Source organism: Serratia grimesii (assembly GCF_900186025.1).
Taxonomy (GTDB): Bacteria; Pseudomonadota; Gammaproteobacteria; order Enterobacterales; family Enterobacteriaceae; genus Serratia; species Serratia grimesii.
Genome location: NZ_LT883155.1, coordinates 3,593,258 through 3,609,767, shown reverse-complemented (window position 1 = coordinate 3,609,767; position 16,510 = coordinate 3,593,258). Strand labels below are relative to the sequence as shown.

15 protein-coding genes are annotated in these 16,510 nt (G+C 54.2%); 10 read left to right on the top strand and 5 right to left on the bottom strand.

Going from position 1 to position 16,510, the window contains the following annotated elements:
* Positions 1 to 23: 23 nt before the first annotated feature.
* Entirely contained in the window at positions 24 to 1,055 is a 1,032-nt protein-coding gene (apbE, locus tag SGBXF1_RS16985) for an FAD:protein FMN transferase ApbE (protein ID WP_186427236.1), read from the bottom strand.
* Between the two features lie 156 nt (positions 1,056 to 1,211).
* Between apbE and SGBXF1_RS16980 the strand changes: the two genes are divergently transcribed.
* Positions 1,212 to 2,324: an SLC13 family permease gene (locus SGBXF1_RS16980; protein ID WP_186427235.1), complete on the top strand. Its 1,113-nt coding sequence runs from the start codon at positions 1,212 to 1,214 to the stop codon at positions 2,322 to 2,324.
* Positions 2,325 to 2,366: 42 nt separating this feature from the next.
* Here SGBXF1_RS16980 and pepT read toward each other — a convergent pair whose 3' ends face one another.
* Positions 2,367 to 3,599 carry a peptidase T gene (pepT, locus tag SGBXF1_RS16975; RefSeq protein WP_186427234.1) on the bottom strand — a complete coding sequence of 411 codons (1,233 nt, stop codon included), beginning with the start codon at positions 3,597 to 3,599 and terminating at the stop codon, positions 2,367 to 2,369.
* A gap of 215 nt (positions 3,600 to 3,814) precedes the next feature.
* Between pepT and SGBXF1_RS16970 the strand changes: the two genes are divergently transcribed.
* Together SGBXF1_RS16970 and SGBXF1_RS16965 are read left to right on the top strand one after the other, a co-directional pair.
* Positions 3,815 to 4,711 (top strand): endonuclease/exonuclease/phosphatase family protein, encoded by an 897-nt coding sequence (locus SGBXF1_RS16970; RefSeq protein WP_186427233.1) that lies wholly within the window; start codon positions 3,815 to 3,817, stop codon positions 4,709 to 4,711.
* A 191-nt stretch (positions 4,712 to 4,902) separates the two neighbouring features.
* A complete protein-coding gene (locus tag SGBXF1_RS16965; protein WP_186427232.1) occupies positions 4,903 to 6,090 on the top strand; it encodes an MFS transporter in 1,188 nt (395 codons plus the stop codon).
* On the opposite strand, the gene pdxR (SGBXF1_RS16960) is transcribed toward SGBXF1_RS16965, so the two are convergent.
* Positions 6,077 to 7,510: a MocR-like pyridoxine biosynthesis transcription factor PdxR gene (gene pdxR, locus SGBXF1_RS16960; RefSeq protein WP_420329890.1), complete on the bottom strand. Its 1,434-nt coding sequence runs from the start codon at positions 7,508 to 7,510 to the stop codon at positions 6,077 to 6,079. The two genes, SGBXF1_RS16965 and pdxR (SGBXF1_RS16960), sit on opposite strands and share 14 nt — an antisense overlap.
* A gap of 93 nt (positions 7,511 to 7,603) precedes the next feature.
* Here pdxR (SGBXF1_RS16960) and SGBXF1_RS16955 point away from each other — a divergent pair, with 93 nt between their 5' ends.
* Positions 7,604 to 8,059 (top strand): rhodanese-like domain-containing protein, encoded by a 456-nt coding sequence (locus tag SGBXF1_RS16955; RefSeq protein ID WP_186427230.1) that lies wholly within the window; start codon positions 7,604 to 7,606, stop codon positions 8,057 to 8,059.
* A gap of 4 nt (positions 8,060 to 8,063) precedes the next feature.
* Here SGBXF1_RS16955 and flk read toward each other — a convergent pair whose 3' ends face one another.
* On the bottom strand, positions 8,064 to 9,092 hold the full coding sequence (gene flk / locus SGBXF1_RS16950) for a flagella biosynthesis regulator Flk (protein ID WP_037425452.1): 1,029 nt from the start codon (positions 9,090 to 9,092) through the stop codon (positions 8,064 to 8,066).
* Positions 9,093 to 9,396: 304 nt separating this feature from the next.
* On the opposite strand from flk, the gene SGBXF1_RS16945 reads away from it, so the two are divergent.
* From SGBXF1_RS16945 to SGBXF1_RS16930, 4 genes are read left to right on the top strand one after another with little or no spacing between them, the layout of a single operon-like run.
* Positions 9,397 to 9,762, top strand: a complete 366-nt coding sequence (locus SGBXF1_RS16945; RefSeq protein ID WP_061808041.1) for a hypothetical protein — start codon at positions 9,397 to 9,399, stop codon at positions 9,760 to 9,762.
* 50 nt (positions 9,763 to 9,812) lie between these two features.
* Entirely contained in the window at positions 9,813 to 11,849 is a 2,037-nt protein-coding gene (locus SGBXF1_RS16940; protein ID WP_186427229.1) for a protein-disulfide reductase DsbD family protein, read from the top strand.
* Positions 11,846 to 12,562, top strand: coding sequence for a DsbA family protein (locus SGBXF1_RS16935; protein WP_037425443.1), 717 nt, complete (start codon positions 11,846 to 11,848; stop codon positions 12,560 to 12,562). The genes SGBXF1_RS16940 and SGBXF1_RS16935 overlap by 4 nt, the downstream gene beginning before the upstream one ends.
* Positions 12,555 to 13,055: a protein disulfide oxidoreductase gene (locus tag SGBXF1_RS16930; RefSeq protein ID WP_186427228.1), complete on the top strand. Its 501-nt coding sequence runs from the start codon at positions 12,555 to 12,557 to the stop codon at positions 13,053 to 13,055. Before SGBXF1_RS16935 ends, SGBXF1_RS16930 begins: the two co-directional genes overlap by 8 nt.
* 29 nt (positions 13,056 to 13,084) lie before the next feature.
* On the opposite strand, the gene pdxR (SGBXF1_RS16925) is transcribed toward SGBXF1_RS16930, so the two are convergent.
* Positions 13,085 to 14,557 (bottom strand): MocR-like pyridoxine biosynthesis transcription factor PdxR, encoded by a 1,473-nt coding sequence (pdxR, locus tag SGBXF1_RS16925; protein ID WP_186428530.1) that lies wholly within the window; start codon positions 14,555 to 14,557, stop codon positions 13,085 to 13,087.
* Positions 14,558 to 14,727: 170 nt separating this feature from the next.
* On the opposite strand from pdxR (SGBXF1_RS16925), the gene SGBXF1_RS16920 reads away from it, so the two are divergent.
* Positions 14,728 to 15,723: a DMT family transporter gene (locus SGBXF1_RS16920; RefSeq protein ID WP_186427227.1), complete on the top strand. Its 996-nt coding sequence runs from the start codon at positions 14,728 to 14,730 to the stop codon at positions 15,721 to 15,723.
* 156 nt (positions 15,724 to 15,879) lie between these two features.
* On the top strand, positions 15,880 to 16,509 hold the full coding sequence (locus tag SGBXF1_RS16915) for a CatB-related O-acetyltransferase (RefSeq protein ID WP_186427226.1): 630 nt from the start codon (positions 15,880 to 15,882) through the stop codon (positions 16,507 to 16,509).
* Position 16,510: the final 1 nt, after the last annotated feature.

The window sequence follows — 16,510 nt, the reverse complement described above, 5'->3', positions numbered from 1 at the left end:
CCCCCAGATCACTGAGTCAGAAATTACTTCACCAGAAACGCTTTAAACTGCGGTGTCATTACTGCACTGAAACCGTCATCGGTTTTGCTGATCAAATACACTGCCAGCCCTTTTTCTTCCGCCAGTTTGAGTGCTTTTTCTGTGCCCAGCACCATCAACCCAGTATCCCAGCCGTCGGCTTCTAACGCGGTTGGTGCGATCACAGTGGCGGATACCAGGCGGTGGGTAATTGGCCGACCTGTCGTGGGGTCGATCACGTGCGAATAGCGCTGGCCATCTTGTTCGAAATAGTTGCGATAGCTGCCGGAGGTACTGATACCGTAGCCTTGCAGATCGACCAGTGCCTGTACGGCATTTTCACGATCGGTTGGTTTTTGTATCGCTACTCGCCAGGCATTGCCCTTGCCGTTAACACCGCGTGAGGAGACTGCACCACCGACGGACACTAAATAATTGGTGATGCCATTACGTGCCATCAGTTTTACCAGTTGGTCGACGCCATAGCCTTCGCCCATTGTTGAGAGATCGACATACATTTCTGGCAGGTCTTTCTGTAGCCATTCGCCGCGATCGTCGCTGATCAATTTGAGGTGTTGCAGGCCAACATTTTTTTGCGCTGCCTCTATTTGTTGTTGGCTCGGTACTTTTACCGCGCGCTTATCCGGGCCAAAGCCCCACAGATTTACCAGGGGGCCAACGGTGATATTCATCGCGCCCTGAGTATCGCGGCCAATACGTTGAGCCATCAGAATAATGTCTGCCATGCCGCGCGGGATGGGTTGTGGATCAGCGCTATGAGTTTGATTAAAGCGCGACAGCACCGAACCCGTACGGTAAGTAGAAATATCGTCATTAGCCCGTTCCAACACGGCATCGACCTGCTGCTGCAACTGTTGTTTATTGATGGCTATATCGCCGCTGACTTTGACGCTGTAGAAGGTACCCATGGTTTTGCCCTCGAGATCAATCTGCGGGCGGGAATCTTGGTCATTACAGGCGCTAAGCAGGCTGAGCGTCATACTCAGCAGAAGCCCTTTGGCAAAAACGTTAGCCATGAAAAAATCCTTCGAAACAGGGGAAGGCGCTACAAATAAAGCAAAGTGGGGCGAATGAAAAGCGGTTAAAGGTAAAAGAGCATTTTACTGGCGTTGCCGTCGCGCTTGGGCTAACGTCTGGTTCTTGATCCCTGGTTGTTTTTTGAAGCGCTCAACATGAGTTCAAACGCCGTTGTGCGGCTGTTCCAGCCGTTCCTGAAAGATCGTTTTTTACATATTTTGCTGGTGGCCGGCGTGCTGATGCTGGTTATTCATCCGCAACCACTGCCTGCGCTCAGCGGTTTTATCGACTGGCGTACCATCATCACGCTGTTGGGATTGATGTTGTTGACCAAGGGGGTTGAGGTCAGCGGCTATTTTGACTTTATTGGCCGTCAGATTGTCAACACACTGCATAGTGAGCGACGGCTGGCGATGTTTCTGGTGTTTTCCGCTGCATTGTTGTCTTCATTCCTGACGAACGACGTAGCGTTGTTTATCGTTATTCCGCTGACTATCACGCTAAAAAAACTGTCTTCGCTGCCGATTAGTCGGTTGATAATCTTCCAGGCGCTGGCGGTTAATGCCGGCTCGTTGCTGACGCCGATTGGCAACCCGCAGAACATTTTGTTGTGGAGCAAGTCCTCGCTGTCTTTCCTGGGTTTTATTGCCCAGATGGCACCTTTTGGTGCAGCGATGCTGGCCAGCTTGCTGTTGCTAACCTGGTTCAGTTTCCCTGCACGGGAGATCGTTAAAGCCCCACATACCGAAGGTTACCCTTACCAGCGACGCCTGTTGCTGAGCTGTGTGGCACTGTACGTGATTTTTCTGCTGTGTCTGGATATTGATCTGCCACTGTATGGCCTGTTGGCCGTGTTCGCCGGTTTTTTACTGTTGGCACGCCGGGTGCTGCTGCAGATTGATTGGAGCCTGATTTTTGTCTTTATTGCCATGTTTATCGACGTGGGTTTGTTCACCCGTCTTGAGGCGTTTCAATCTTGGTTCGCTGGCATTTCCTCGCTGAACAACGGCAGTATCTATGCTCTGGGAATTGCCCTGTCACAGATGATCAGCAATGTGCCGGCAACCATTTTACTGCTCAATTACGTGCCTTCCAGCCAACTGCTGGCTTATGCGGTGAATGCCGGTGGCTTTGGGCTGGCGATCGGCTCCCTGGCGAATCTGATTGCGTTGCGTATGGCGGGTGAGCGTAAAATTTGGCTGAAATTCCATTACTACTCATTGCCATTACTGGCATGGGGTGGGGTACTCGGCTGGTTACTGGCTTAAGCGCGATATCTTTGCATGAAATATCGCGCTTAGGGGTGTTTGCTAACCGCGAGCAGCCAGCAAACAGATGCTGCGAGTCACCTGATATGACTTCACAAAGGCACTGACCGGCAGGAACTCAAAGCGTGAATGGAAATTGTGTGCACCGGTGAAGTAATTGGGTGTTATCAACCCACGACTGGACAGCGCTGCGCCGTCAGTGCCTCCCCGCATGGGGATAACCTTTGGTGGAATACCATGGGCGGCGAGGGCGCCGAAAATCAGTTCTATGGCGCGTTTGTCATCACCGATAGAGTTGCTGATATTGCTGTAGATATCGGTGACCGTGCAACTCACTTTAGCGCGTGGGTAATCTGCTGCCACCTGCTGTACTACTTCTTGTATACGCGCTTTACGGGCATTGAACGCTGCCAGATCAAAATCACGGATCGACACTTTTAAGGTGGCGAGGTTGGCGTTGGCAACCATGTCGTTGAACCAGAAATAGCCTTCGCGCCCTTCGGTATGTTCTGGTGTATCCAGGGTATCAAATTGGTTAATAATGTCATTGGCGATGCGAATCGGGTTGATCAGGATATTCTTCGCCGACATTGGGTGCGCGGTAACGCCCTCAATATGGATCTCCGCCGCGGCGGCGTTAAAGTTTTCATATACCACTTCGCCCAATTCGCAGCAGTCAATGGTATAGGCGAAATCCACGTCAAAGCGCGCCAAATCAAGTGCTTTGGCACCGCGTAAGCCAATCTCTTCGTCCGGCACAAAGGCCACCAGAATATCGCCGTGACGATCTGTAGCACTCAGGTTAGCCAACAAGGTCATCACTACCGTCACTGCCGCTTTGTTGTCAGCGCCGAGTACACTGGTACCGTCGCTGAAAATAATATCTTCATTTGGATAGGCGAGAATTTCCGGGTGCTCGGCGGTGCGCAGCCAGATGTCATGCTCTGCATTCAGACACAGATCCTGGCCGTTAAAGTGCAGGCACTGTGGGTGAATATGCGCTGACAGGCCGACGTCAACGGTATCGATATGGGTGATAAAACCGATGCGTGGTGCCCCCGGTTGGTTACCGGGTTTACGTGCAGTGACGGTCGCATGCTCATCTATCTGTACGTCTTGCATCCCCAATTGGCGCAGTTCGGCCGCCAGTAGCTTGGCCATGTCATGCTGCCCCGGTGTGCTGGGCAGGGTGGTGGCAGCGGCATCGCTCTGGCTGGTCACCGCCAGATAGCGGAAGAAACGTTCGGTGAGCTGTTCGGCTATGGCGCGGGTCATTTGGGTTCCTCTCGGTAAGCGGTCTATCGGTTTTAAAGCTAATTCAGCCTGTTGTCCAATGGTGCAATACTTTCACTATCGGAATGCGAGATGCGGCGCAGAATAAAAAAATAGCGAGATAACTAGGAAATAGTCGCGGGTAACTGCGGCAAAATCATTGTTAGCTGTGGGGTTCGGGTGCCTCAACAAAAATCTGAACGCTTAAAGGAGAATTCATGCGCTCACGTCATACTTTGCTTATTACTCTGTTATCCCTGGGAATATCTCATACTGCCTGGTCCTCTACCGACGGCGGCCATGCCAACAGCAATGCCAATAGTCGTGAAGTGGCCAGCGCACTTGGTGGCTTGAAGAACAAAACCTATAACCTGGAACAGGCACCGAAGATTCGCGTAGCCAGCTTTAATATTGCCGCCGGCAAGGTCAGCGACATGACCGCCATCGCCAAGGCAATCAAGGCGATGAACGTTGATGTGGTGGCATTGCAGGAAGTGGATAAGCTGACGGGCCGCAGCGGTAAAGTGGATCAGGCTGAAGAGCTGGCAAAGCTGACAGGAATGCACGTGGCCTTTGGTCGCGCAATTGACTTTGACGGCGGTGAATATGGCCTGGCGTTCCTGTCAAAATATCCGCTGCATGACAGCAAGATTTACCCACTGCCGTCCGGGCAGCGTGAACAGCGTATTGCTTTCAGCGCCCAGACCGACGTGCCCGAGTTCCCGGCACCAATCACCTTGATCAATACTCATCTGGATACCAAAGAAGATCCGGCTATGCGTTTGGATCAGGTGCGCGAGTTGAACGACCGCACCATCGAAATGCGCGGCATCAAGTTGTTGTTTGGCGACATGAACGATGTCCCAGGCAGCGTTACATGGACTGAACTCAGCCGCTACTGGAACGACATCATGCCTGCCGCGCAAGATGGTCGCAGTTGGCCGGCGGAAAATGCCGAAATTAAAGTCGATTATATCTTTAGCGGCAATGCCCAGCGCTGGCATCTGGATAACCTGACAGTGCCCAATGTCAGTGGTGACTGGAATGGTATTCACTGGCCAGCGGTCAGCGATCACCTACCGGTGGTTGCCGAACTGCGGCTGACCGAGCAGTAATTTAATCTACGGCCCGGCGATTGACAGTCGCCGGACACACTGGTTAATATCTGCCGATACAGCCCGTTATCGGGTCTGCGTAAGCGTTCACGTAATCCAACGCACTCGTTCTTGTTGCTTTGCAACGAGAAAAGAGAGTGTTGGAGTCATCTGGCTCTCTCTTTGTTTTTCCCCTTTTAGAGTGAGCATCTATGTCATCTGTAGTTTCACACGCGGATCCTTCCGCTAATAAAGCGTTGCTTTCGTTGACCTGCGCTATCTTCCTGACCTATCTGACCGTGGCCTTGCCGCTGCCGGTAATTCCACTGTATGTGCATTTTGAACTGGGCATGAGCAACCTGATGGTTGGCATAGCTGTCGGCATTCAGTTTCTGGCGACGGTGCTGACTCGGGGCTATGCCGGGCGATTGGCCGATCGTCTTGGCGGTAAACGTGCGGCGTGGCAGGGGATGATTGCCTGCGCACTCGCGGGAACGGCCTATCTGGGGTCGGCATTGTTACCGGCGGCAGCGGAAATCAGATTTGCCTTGCTGATCCTTGGACGGCTGATCTTGGGCTATGGTGAAAGTCTGCTACTGACTGGCACTCTGACTTGGGGTTTTGGCCTGATGGGACCCGCCCGATCCGGTAAGGTGATGTCCTGGACCGGTATGGCGATTTACGGCTCTCTTGCGGGCGGTGCACCCATCGGGCTGATGCTGAATCAGCACTGGGGATTTGTGGCTCTCGGCGTTTCTACGTTGCTGCTACCATTGATTGCCATGCTGCTGAATATGCGTGTTGCCGCGGTAGCACCAACGCACGGCGAACGCCCTTCGCTGTGGAAAGTGGTGGGCAGTATTTGGCAACCCGGGTTGGCGTTGGCCTTGCAGGGCGTGGGTTTTGCGGTGATCGGTACCTTTGTTTCACTGTATTTCAGTGCAAACGGCTGGGGGCACGCAGGTCTGGCGTTAACGATGTTCGGCGTAGCTTTTGTCGTGATGCGCCTGCTGTTCGGCCATTATCCTGATAAGTTTGGTGGCATCCGCGTGGCGCTGGTCTCACTGGTGATCGAAGCCTTTGGGCTGTTGTTGCTGTTTTCAGCCGTCACGCCTTTAGTGGCTTTGATCGGTGCTGCCTTTACCGGTTTCGGCTGTTCGCTGATCTTCCCTGCATTGGGCGTGGAGGTGGTCAAACGGGTACCGCCACAGGCACGCGGCACTGCTGTTGGTGGGTACGCGGCATTTCAGGATGTCTCTTATGCTGCAACCGGTCCGTTGGCCGGGCTGCTGGCTACCTCGTTGGGTTATTCGTCAGTCTTTATGGCTGGCGTGGTATGTGCATTAACCGGGACAGTTTTCACCCTATTGTTTGCGCGCAGCAATGCTAAACGGGAATGACCTGGCTTAGCCGTTCAACAGCCGCACGAATCTCTCCCGGTGTCAGGGCAGAAAAGCCCAATAACCAACCGTCGCGCCGCATGTTTGCTGTTTGATACTGTGCCGCCAGTCCGGGGGTTATCACACCTAAACGTTGTGCCTGAAGGGTGAGGGCGGCTTCTTGACCTGGGGGAAGCCAAACGCTGAGTTGCAATCCGCCATTTGCAGGTTGCGGACGGGCAAAATGCCCGAGCTTCTCTGCTACCTCCAACAATAGTCTGTCACGACGGCTGCGATACAACTGGCGCATATAGCGGATATGCGCGGCAAAATGCCCTTGCAGGATGAATTCGGCGGTCACTGCCTGCATCAGTTGTGCGCTGTGGCCGTCATAAACCGTGCGAGCGGTGGTAAAAGGTTCTACCAATGCAGGCGGGAGCACTAAATATGCCAGCCGCAACGAGGGAAATAGCGCCTTGGAAAACGTACCCAGATAAAGCACATTGCCCCGCCGATCCAGCCCCTGCATCGCTGGCATAGGTTGACCGTCATAGTGAAATTCACTGTCATAATCATCTTCAATAATCCATGCCTGTTGCCGTTGCGCCAGTGCCAGCAATTCGAGCCGCCGAGCCAGACTCAGCGCTACACCTGTAGGATATTGGTGTGAGGGTGTCAGATAAATCAGCCGGGGAGCAGGGCGTTTTTCATCTGCCAGCATACCGGCTTCATCGACACTGACCGGTACCAGTTCGCCGCCGGCACTGGTGAAGGCATTCCGGGCACCGCGATAACCGGGTTCTTCCATCCAGACCTTGTCGCCATTATCCAACAGCAAAGTAGCAATCAACTGCAGAACCTGCTGAGAGCTGGTCAGTACCATGACCTGCTGCGCGTCACAATTAACGCCGCGTGCTTGGCTGACATAGCCGGCAATGGCCTCGCGTAACGGTAGGTAACCCTGCGGATCGCCATAGCGCATCAGGGCTTCTCCTCGTAAGCGTAATTGCTGGGAGGTGAGCTGCTTCCACAGTTTTAGTGGGAAGACGCGCAGATCCGGCGAACCGGCGGCAAAGGGCAGCGGCTGTTGGGGATCGTGGCAACCACCTGTTTGTACGATCTGCCTGCCGCGGAGTGACAAGTGCGGTTCGCCTAACGCTTTGGCGACGGGCGGGGATTTAACGATGCTTATAACCACGAAGGTCCCTTGACCTACTCGGCGTTGCAGATAGCCTTCGGCCTCTAGTTGGCTATAGGCTGCCTCCGTCGTCACGCGTGATACGCCCAAATCTTTGGCCAGTATTCGGGATGAGGGCAAGCGTTGGCCATTGATGAGCGCCCCGGCATGAATAGCCCGACGTAATGTACTGCACACGCGCTCACGCAAGGTACCGTTTGTGTGTTCCGGCTGGCGAAAAAGGGTAAGCAGGGCATTCGTCATAATGGGACTTACCAATGACTGAAAATGGGTATCAATTATAAGACCAAAATCAGGCAATATTGTCATCAGTCTTTATCAACAGAGGTAAATTCCATGACGATATCTTCATTGGTTTTGGCATTCCCACCGGGGACGGCGGCGCAGAGCCTGGATTATTTGGCGGCGAAACTGAGTTATTACGCGGACGCTTGGGACGTGGCAGAAGATCTGCGTAATGGTATCAGTGAGATCCTGGTGATCGACACACGTGCAGAAGCCCAGTACGCAGCCGGGCATATTCCCGGTGCCATCAGTTTGCCCCATCGGCTGATGGACGAGGCGGGTACGGCACATCTGGATCGCAGCAAAGTTTATGTGACCTACTGTGACGGCATTGGTTGCAACGGCTCAACCAAAGGCGCGTACAAACTGGCGCAACAGGGATTCCGGGTGAAAGAGCTGATTGGTGGGTTGGACTTCTGGCTACGCGATGGCCATCCATTGGCCACCGGTGAACAGCCGGGGTCGCTGTTGGGAAGTGCTGCCGGAGAAGACTGCGGCTGTGCCTGAGGGGTTAAAACACCAGCGCCAATATTAGAGCCAGCACCAGAATAAACAGGATAAACGCTACGGCCGGTTTGCTCAGCGCTTTTTGCAGCGGTTGGGGCAGGGCGGCAATCAGTGGGTTGAGCAACGGCTGCGGTTCGGCGTGGCTGATGGACAGCGGCTGTGCCGGACCGGTCTTTTCCAGACGGCGCGCAAACAGTTGGTTGATCACATCGCTCATCTGCGGATGAGTTAGCGGCGCAGTGGCGTTGCAGTGAAAACGCGACTGGCAGTAGTCATTCAGCTGCTGTTGCTCCTGCGGATCTGCCGGCTGTTTGAGTGCGGCCAACAGGTTATTCAGCGTTGGTGCTGTCTGTGGACTCAACGCCACCTTCACCTGCAAAAACTGATTCAACAGTTGGAAGTGGCGAGCCGGTAGGGGATCGTTGGTTTTTACCCCAGCCAGATCAAACAGAGTCTGCCAGATTTTAGCCGGAGATTCACCGGTAGCGGCGCTGAGCTTGGTCACCTGCTGTTGCAAGCTTTGGTGTTCGGCAGGCAGCAGCGGTCGATCACTGGTCGTTGTCTGTTGCGGGTGAGGAATGGTCAGGCTACCGGTTTGCAATAGGTTGAGTACCTGTTGCAACTGCGGGTGGCTCAACTGACTCAATACCGTGTGACCAAACTGCTGGCGAATAAAATCGCTGACGGCCTGGCGGTTATTGCCCTGCGGTAACAGTTCGGTGAGTTGCTGCAACAGCTGGCGGCTGGCGTGGCTCTGTTGTGCCTGCGCCAATCGGTTCTGCAACAGTTGTTCGGCCGGCTGAAAATGGCGAGCCAACAGTTCACTGTTGTTGTCCGTTTGCAGGTCATGACGCAGCGTAACCCAAATCTCGGCGGACTTGGCCGGGCTGAGTGCCATGATCTTGACGACCAGCTTCTCCAGCGTAGTACGTTGAGCTGGGGAGAGCGGACTACCGTCAGTGGTTGTGGTTTTATCCGGGCTTGGGGGACGATCGCTGGCGATCGGGGTACCCGGTCCACTCAAAGGTTGCATATCACCTGTCCTTCGCTGTGTATCCCCAGCTTACTTGGCGTTACTGCTGTATTGGCTGCACAATTTCACTCGAATCACGTACTGTCGTGCGTTCATCGAGACCCACGTGCTTGCCGCCTGGCCGTAACACCCCTTACTTTGGGGAGAGAATAATCGTCGTACCCGGCGAAAAGCACAGGTTTGCGCTTATGATACCTGTAAACGGCCATCATCAATACCGTCCACAGACATTTCTTTACAGGCAAAACATTGCTAAACGCGCCTGCGCCGCTAAGATAAGCGCAGACTTGGAATTGAGGACGGCATGGTTAAACAGCAGCGGATTGCAAAATGGTTTTTATGCTTGGCTTGCCTGGTGGTGCTGATCTGTATGACTCAGCGCATGGCGAGCTTGCATGCGTTGCAACAAGCTCTTGGCCTGCCTGTCGCTAGCGCTGTCGCGTCTACGACCGATGACGCTGCTGATGCCCAACCGACCCCTTGCGAACTGAGTGCCAAATCCTTGTTGGCCTCACCGCCGGTGATATTTGAAACGTTACTGTTCGGTCTTGGCTTATTACTGGTGCTGCTGGCACCTACCGTGGCTGCGCGCCTGCGCATTCCACCTCCCAGAGTGATATCCCCCACCACCCTTAGGGTGCATCTCCGATTATGCGTCTTCCGTGAATGAGTTAATTGCCCGTTTGGTTTGGTGATTGATTTATTTTATGGAGAAAGAACATGTTGAATATCATCAGGTCGGCGTTAGCCTGCCTGTTAATGCTATGGCTGCCTGCTTTACAGGCGGCGGATAGCGGCTGGCTGCAAAGTCCGACGAATGATCACGCGAAGGTGCGGTTGCGCGCCGATACTTCGCAAAATGGGGAAACCCGATTACTGCTTGCAATAGAACTGCAAAAAGGCTGGAAAACGTATTGGCGTTCGCCGGGGGAAGGCGGTATCGCACCGGCAATAACCTGGCAGGGTAACCCACCTCCGGCCACCTGGTTCTGGCCGACGCCGCAGCGCTTTGATGTTGCTGGTATTTCTACCCAGGGTTATCACGATCGGGTTGAGCTCCCTATAGTGATGAAGGGCACAACACCGCGCCAGTTGGCAGGGACCTTGACACTGTCAACTTGCAGCAACGTCTGTATCTTGACCGACTATCCATTCAGCCTGGATCTTGGCACGCCGTCTGACGCGCAATTTACCCATGATTTTGCCCAAGCGATGGGGCAGGTACCGATTGCTGATGGGTTAGTGGACAGTATTAAGGCCGGCTACCAGAGTGGCGAACTGCAAATCAGCGCTGAGCGTGACGCTGGTTGGCAGCAGCCTGAACTGTTCTTCGACACCCTGGAAGATGCTGACCTCGGCAAGCCAAAGGTGAGTCGCGACGGTGTGCGCATGTTAGCGCGGGTACCGGTCAGCGATGGTTGGGGGGACAGCGCACCGGATCTACGTGGTAAAACCTTGACGCTGGTGATCAGTGATGGCGGGTTGGCGCAGCAGGTGACCCTGCCGATTGGTGGGCCACTGGCTTTGCCAACCGCGGCAAGCTTCTCGTTGTGGCAGGCGGTGCTGATGGCGCTGGCGGGTGGGTTGATTCTCAATCTGATGCCCTGCGTACTGCCGGTTTTGGGCATTAAACTGGGTTCAATTCTCCAGGTAGAGCATCGTGACCGTCAGAGCATCCGGTTACAGTTCCTCGCGTCGTCCCTTGGTATTGTGGCCTCGTTTATGGCGTTAGCGTTGCTAATGACGTTGCTGCGGTTGAGCAATCAGGCGCTAGGCTGGGGTATTCAGTTCCAAAACCCGTGGTTCATTGGTTTTATGGTTCTGGTTACGCTGCTGTTCAGCGCTAACTTGTTTGGCCTGTTCCATCTGCAACTCTCCTCTTCATTAAATACCAAACTGGCGACCCATAACGGCCGTGGCCTGGGGGGGCATTTCTGGCAAGGTGCTTTTGCTACCTTGTTGGCAACGCCGTGTTCTGCACCTTTCCTGGGTACCGCAGTGGCCTTTGCACTGGCAGCACCTTTGCCGGTGTTGTGGGGAATGTTTGTCGCGCTGGGTATCGGCATGAGCCTGCCATGGCTACTCATTGCAGCCTGGCCGTCACTGGCGCTGCGTTTGCCACGACCGGGCCGTTGGATGAACAGTCTGCGGTTGGTGATGGGCTTGCTGATGCTTGCCTCTTCATTGTGGTTGCTGAGCCTGATGGTCAACCATATTGGCATGTTGTCGACGCTGGTGGTGGGCGGTATTGCGCTGCTGGCTTTGTTGTTGGCCGTTGGTTGGCAACATGGTGCTCGCCTGGCCGCTAAGTTGGCTGCCGGCACGCTGGTGTTGGTTGGGGGCGTGTTGTTGGCCGGTTCACTCACTGCTGGCCTGTGGCGTCAACCGCTACACGACAACGTGGCTTGGCAACCGCTGAGCGAGCAGGCGATCACCCAGGCACTGGCCCAGAAAAAACGGGTATTTGTCGACGTGACAGCTGACTGGTGTGTGACCTGTAAAGCCAATAAATTCAATGTCCTGCTGCGTGACGATGTACAAAAGGCGCTAAGCGCCGATGACGTTGTTGCTCTGCGTGGCGATTGGAGCCGTCCATCGGCCGAGATTAGTGCCTTCCTGCAACAGCGCGGCAGCGTTGCCGTGCCTTTTAACCAAATTTATGGCCCCGGCAGCCCCGATGGCGTGGTGTTATCCCCGCTGTTGACCCGCGATGCCGTATTACAAACTCTGTCCGCCGCCAAAGGAAACGTACAATGAAAAAATTAATGATTTTACTGATGCTGATTGTTACCCCTGTTTGGGCTGCTGCGCCATTTACGCCTGAGCAAGAGGTGCGCATTAAAGAGCTGATCCGTGAAACCTTGGTGTCTAATCCGGATATTCTGGCACAGGCAGTTGACGCCTGGCAGCAACAGACAACGGGACAGCAAATTAGCCAGGCGATCAAACAAAATGCCAATGTGCTGTACGAAGATCCAGCCAGTCCACGTATGGGGGCTGCCAATGCCAAACTGACCATGGTGACCTTTACCGATTACAACTGCCCGTACTGCAAGCGTTTTGACCCGATGCTGGAGAAGATCGTCAAACAATACCCAGATGTGGCACTGGTAGTGAAATTACTGCCTTTCAAAGGGGAAAGCTCAGTCAGTTCGGCGCGGGTGGCATTAACGACCTGGCAGCAACATCCGGACCAATTCTGGGCGTTGCATCAACGTCTGATGGCGAAAAAAGGCTTCCACGACAATGCCAGCATTGCCGCTGCGCAGCAGAAAACTGGCGTAAAAGCGGTCGCACCGAGTGAACTGAGCATGACCACGTTGCGTACAAATATGGAGTTGGCAGAGAAGCTGGGTGTGCAAGGAACGCCAGCGACGCTGATCGGGGATCAGATGCTGCCGGGCGCAGTCTCTTATGAAGACCTGGAAACAATGGTGAAGCAGCAACTGGCGAAAGTGAAAAATGGCTAGGCTGCGGCGCTGGGCGCGCGAACTCTTGGTCTTGCTGCTGATCGTCTTGGTGGCGGCGTTTGGCATGGACTGGTTACGTGCCCCGCAGGCACCGGCGGCGTTCGATTCGCAAGTGTTGACGACGCTAAATGGTCAGCAGGTGTCACTGGCTCAGCTCAGTCAGGATAAGCCACTGCTGGTCTATTTCTGGGCCAGCTGGTGCGGCGTATGCCGTTTCACCACACCGTATGTTGCCAAACTGGCTGACGAAGGGAGTAACGTGTTGACCGTGGCATTACGCTCTGGCGACGATCGCCAGGTAGCGCAGTGGATGGCAGCTAAACGTTTGACGTTACCCGTGGTTAACGATCCGCAGGGTGCGCTGTCGGCGCAATGGCAAATCGGTGTGACACCAACGTTGGTGATCATTTCCAAAGGCAAAGTGGTGCAGAGTACTACCGGCTGGACCAGCTATTGGGGGATGAAGCTGCGGCTGTGGTGGGCCGGAGTGTAACCCGGCATACGTGATATAACGCCCATGATTTAGGATGTAGCGGCCTGTTTTGACGCCATCACCTGACGAATCGCCCGGCACAGCCGGGCGATTCCTTCTTCGATGAGCGGCGGCGTATTGGCAGCGAAATTTAATCGCATGCCATGAGCGCCACGTTGTTCCTCTGCATAAAAGCATTCTCCTCGCGCAAAGGTCACCCCCTCTTTCCAGGCGACCGGCATCAAGGCTTCGGTACTGACGCTGGTCGGTAGCGTTAACCAGATAAACAGCCCGCCTTCCGGTGTTTCAAACTGACAGCCATGCGGCAGGTGTTGCTGTAATGCCGCTACCATCGTGTCGCGATGCTGACGGTAGATGCGCCCGGCGCGTCGCAGCTGTTTGTCATAGCGTCCAATGGTTACGAATGCGTCCAGCGCCCGCTGGATCAGGTTCGAGCTGGTGAAACTGTCAACGTGCTTTAGTCGGGCAATCTGCTGGTATTGTTCTCTGTCTGCCACCAGATAGCCGATGCGCATGCTGGGCAGCAGCATTTTGGAAAACGTACTGACATAAATCACCGTGCCTGGCTGTGCCAGTGCCCGCAGAGACGGAAGTTGTTTGCCGTTGTAGCGCAGATCACCGACAAAATCGTCCTCCAGTATCATCACGCCAGCCTGTTGGGCCAGCGCCAGTAGTTGCCGACGACGGGCTTCACTCAAACAACGTCCGGTGGGGTTATGGAAGTTGGGAATGGTGTAAATCAACTTTGGGCGGTGCTTTTCCAGCAGTGCAGGCAGTTGTTCAACTTGCATTCCGTGCCGATCGCTGGGGATGGTGACGATATTAATGCGGTGCAGGCGTAGTAATCCCAGAATTTCGGCGTACGTAGGTTGTTCGACGATCACCGTATCTCCCGGTTCCAGCAGGCTTTGTACAATCAGGCTGATGGCGTGCTGTGAACCGTTGGTAATCAACAACTGTTCAGCATGAGTAGGAATGCCCTGAGCGGTGAGAATGCGCCCCAATGTATCGCGCAGCGGATAATATCCGCAGTACTCGCCATAGCTGAATGCCTCCTCCGCATGGCGACTGAGCACCGACAGCAATATCTTGCGGAATTCTTCCTGAGGGAACACTTTCGGGCTGCCAACACCGGCGGCAAAGTTGATGAAATTGTCCGGCAAAGGCGTATCGGGGTAGCCATCCAGCCGTGAGGTCAGGGTGGTGAAACGTTCTGCCGGGAAAGGCATATCGGGTGTTGGGCGCGGCTGAACGGGTTGTAGCAATGGGTGTAATACATAAGCACCGCTGCCGCGCCGTTGATGCAGAAAACCTTTAGCGGCCAGCTCGGCATAGGCATTCTCTACCGTCAGTCGACTGACAGCCAATTCGCTGGCAAGTGTACGGGTGGAGGGGAGCTTATCACCATCGACAAAAACACCGCTCAGGATCGCCCGCCGCAGTGCCTCTTCAATTTGCAAATACAGCGGAACATCTTGCTGACGGTCTAACGGAATATGCATGCGTAATTGGCTCGGGTAGCGTTGCTGGTTTTTACTATACCCCATAGCCACTGGCCTTCAAGCGGATAAAAGTGGCCTGCATAACATCAGGGGAAAGTGGCTCTGGTGGCAAAGTTGTGTGGCGTTAGAATCTCTGCCTGGGTGTATTACCGCAGTTTTTTGAGGGTGTCATGTCATTACCATCAGGGGTTTCAGCCCGGCCGGTTCTCCCGGGCGTGCGTCTGTTACAAGGCAGCAGTCAGGGGTATGTGATCGCGATTATCAGCGCCATGCTACTGGCTTTTACCGCCATCATTATTCGTGTCCTTACGGAGTATTATCACCTGCCGACCTTTGTGCTGGCCTTTTGGCGAGCAGCGCTGGTTGCACTGGTATTATTGCCGGTGTTGTTGTTATTCAAGCCTGAGTGGGCACGTTTACAGCGTTCACAGGTCCCATTTTATGCCTGTTATGGCCTATTACTGGCGGTGTTCAATAGCCTGTGGACACTGTCGGTAGCGCTGAACGGCGCGTCGGTGGCAACCATCCTGACGTATTGTTCGGTCGGTTTTACCGTGTTCCTTGGTTGGATGATGTACAGCGAACGCCTGAGCCTGCGCCAATTAGTGGTGATTGTGGTCAGCCTGGGAGGCTGCTTCTTAGTCAGTAACGGCGACAGCATGGGCAACAGCCATTTCAATTTGTTGGGATTGCTGGTGGGCATGTTGTCCGGCATTGGTTATACCCTCTACACGTTGGGTGGGCGGGTGGCGACAGAACGTCATTACCCGGTATGGAATACCATTTTGTATGTGTTCGGTTTTTCAGCGATCTATCAGTGGGTGTTCAATGCTGCGCTGACGTTATATCCGCTGGCCGCATTTCATGACATGACCGGCTCGTTGTGGTTCTTGTCCCAGGGCGTTCAGGGGATCGAGTGGCGCGGTTGGCTGCTGCTGCTGACTTTAGCGGCTGGCCCGACGTTGTTGGGATTCGGTTTGTACAACATCAGCCTAAAAACCTTGCCGCTGGCGGTGGCTAACCTGATTTTGTCGCTGGAACTGGTATTCACGGCGGTGATCGCCTATTTCCTGCTGGGGGAAAACATGAATCAGTTACAGTTGCTGGGTAGCGCGCTGGTGATGGGCGGAGTATTGATGCTGAAGAGCAAGACGGTCGAGGCGTGATTTGTTACCCTTACGCCGAAATTTGGAGGCATTAATGACTAACAACCCAAGATTAAAACGGGCGTTAATCGCTTAACCGGGCAGTGTTTTATGACCGAAAAACACTGCCACAGACAGTAGGCTGTGGCTCTTGTAACAGATTCAAGAGAAAGCGCCATGACTGAAAAACACTGGTCAAAAACAGAATTGCTGCACCAAACGGTGACCAACCCCAACATTATCGTCAAGGGGACCCACAGCTATTACAGTGACTACCTGGATGATGGCTTTGAACGCTCTGTGGTGCGCTATTTGCACGGCGATGCGGTCAGTCAGCAGTGGCAACCGCTCGGGACGATAGACCAATTACTGATTGGCGATTATGTCTGTATTGCCGCTGAAGCCGTAATCCTGATGGGGGGGAACCATACCCACCGCACCGATTGGTTTTGCTTGTACCCGATGATGGAAAGCATCCAGGCTGCCTATCGGCCGAAAGGTGATACCCGGTTGGGAGATGGCTGCTGGATAGGTATGCGGGCGATGTTATTGCCGGGCGTGACCATTGGGGAAGGGGCGGTCGTTGCCGCAGGTAGCATTGTGACGGCGGACGTTGAGCCTTACACCATTGTAGGCGGTAATCCGGCACGACCGATAAAGCAGCGATTTACCCCGCAGATCATTGCCCGATTACTTGCTTTGCGTATTTATGATTTGTCAGCCGAGGATTTTGCTTGTGTGCAACCCTTGCTGGCCAGTGATGATATTACGGGACTTGAGCGGGTGGTAAGAGGTATTGAGCGTTAGT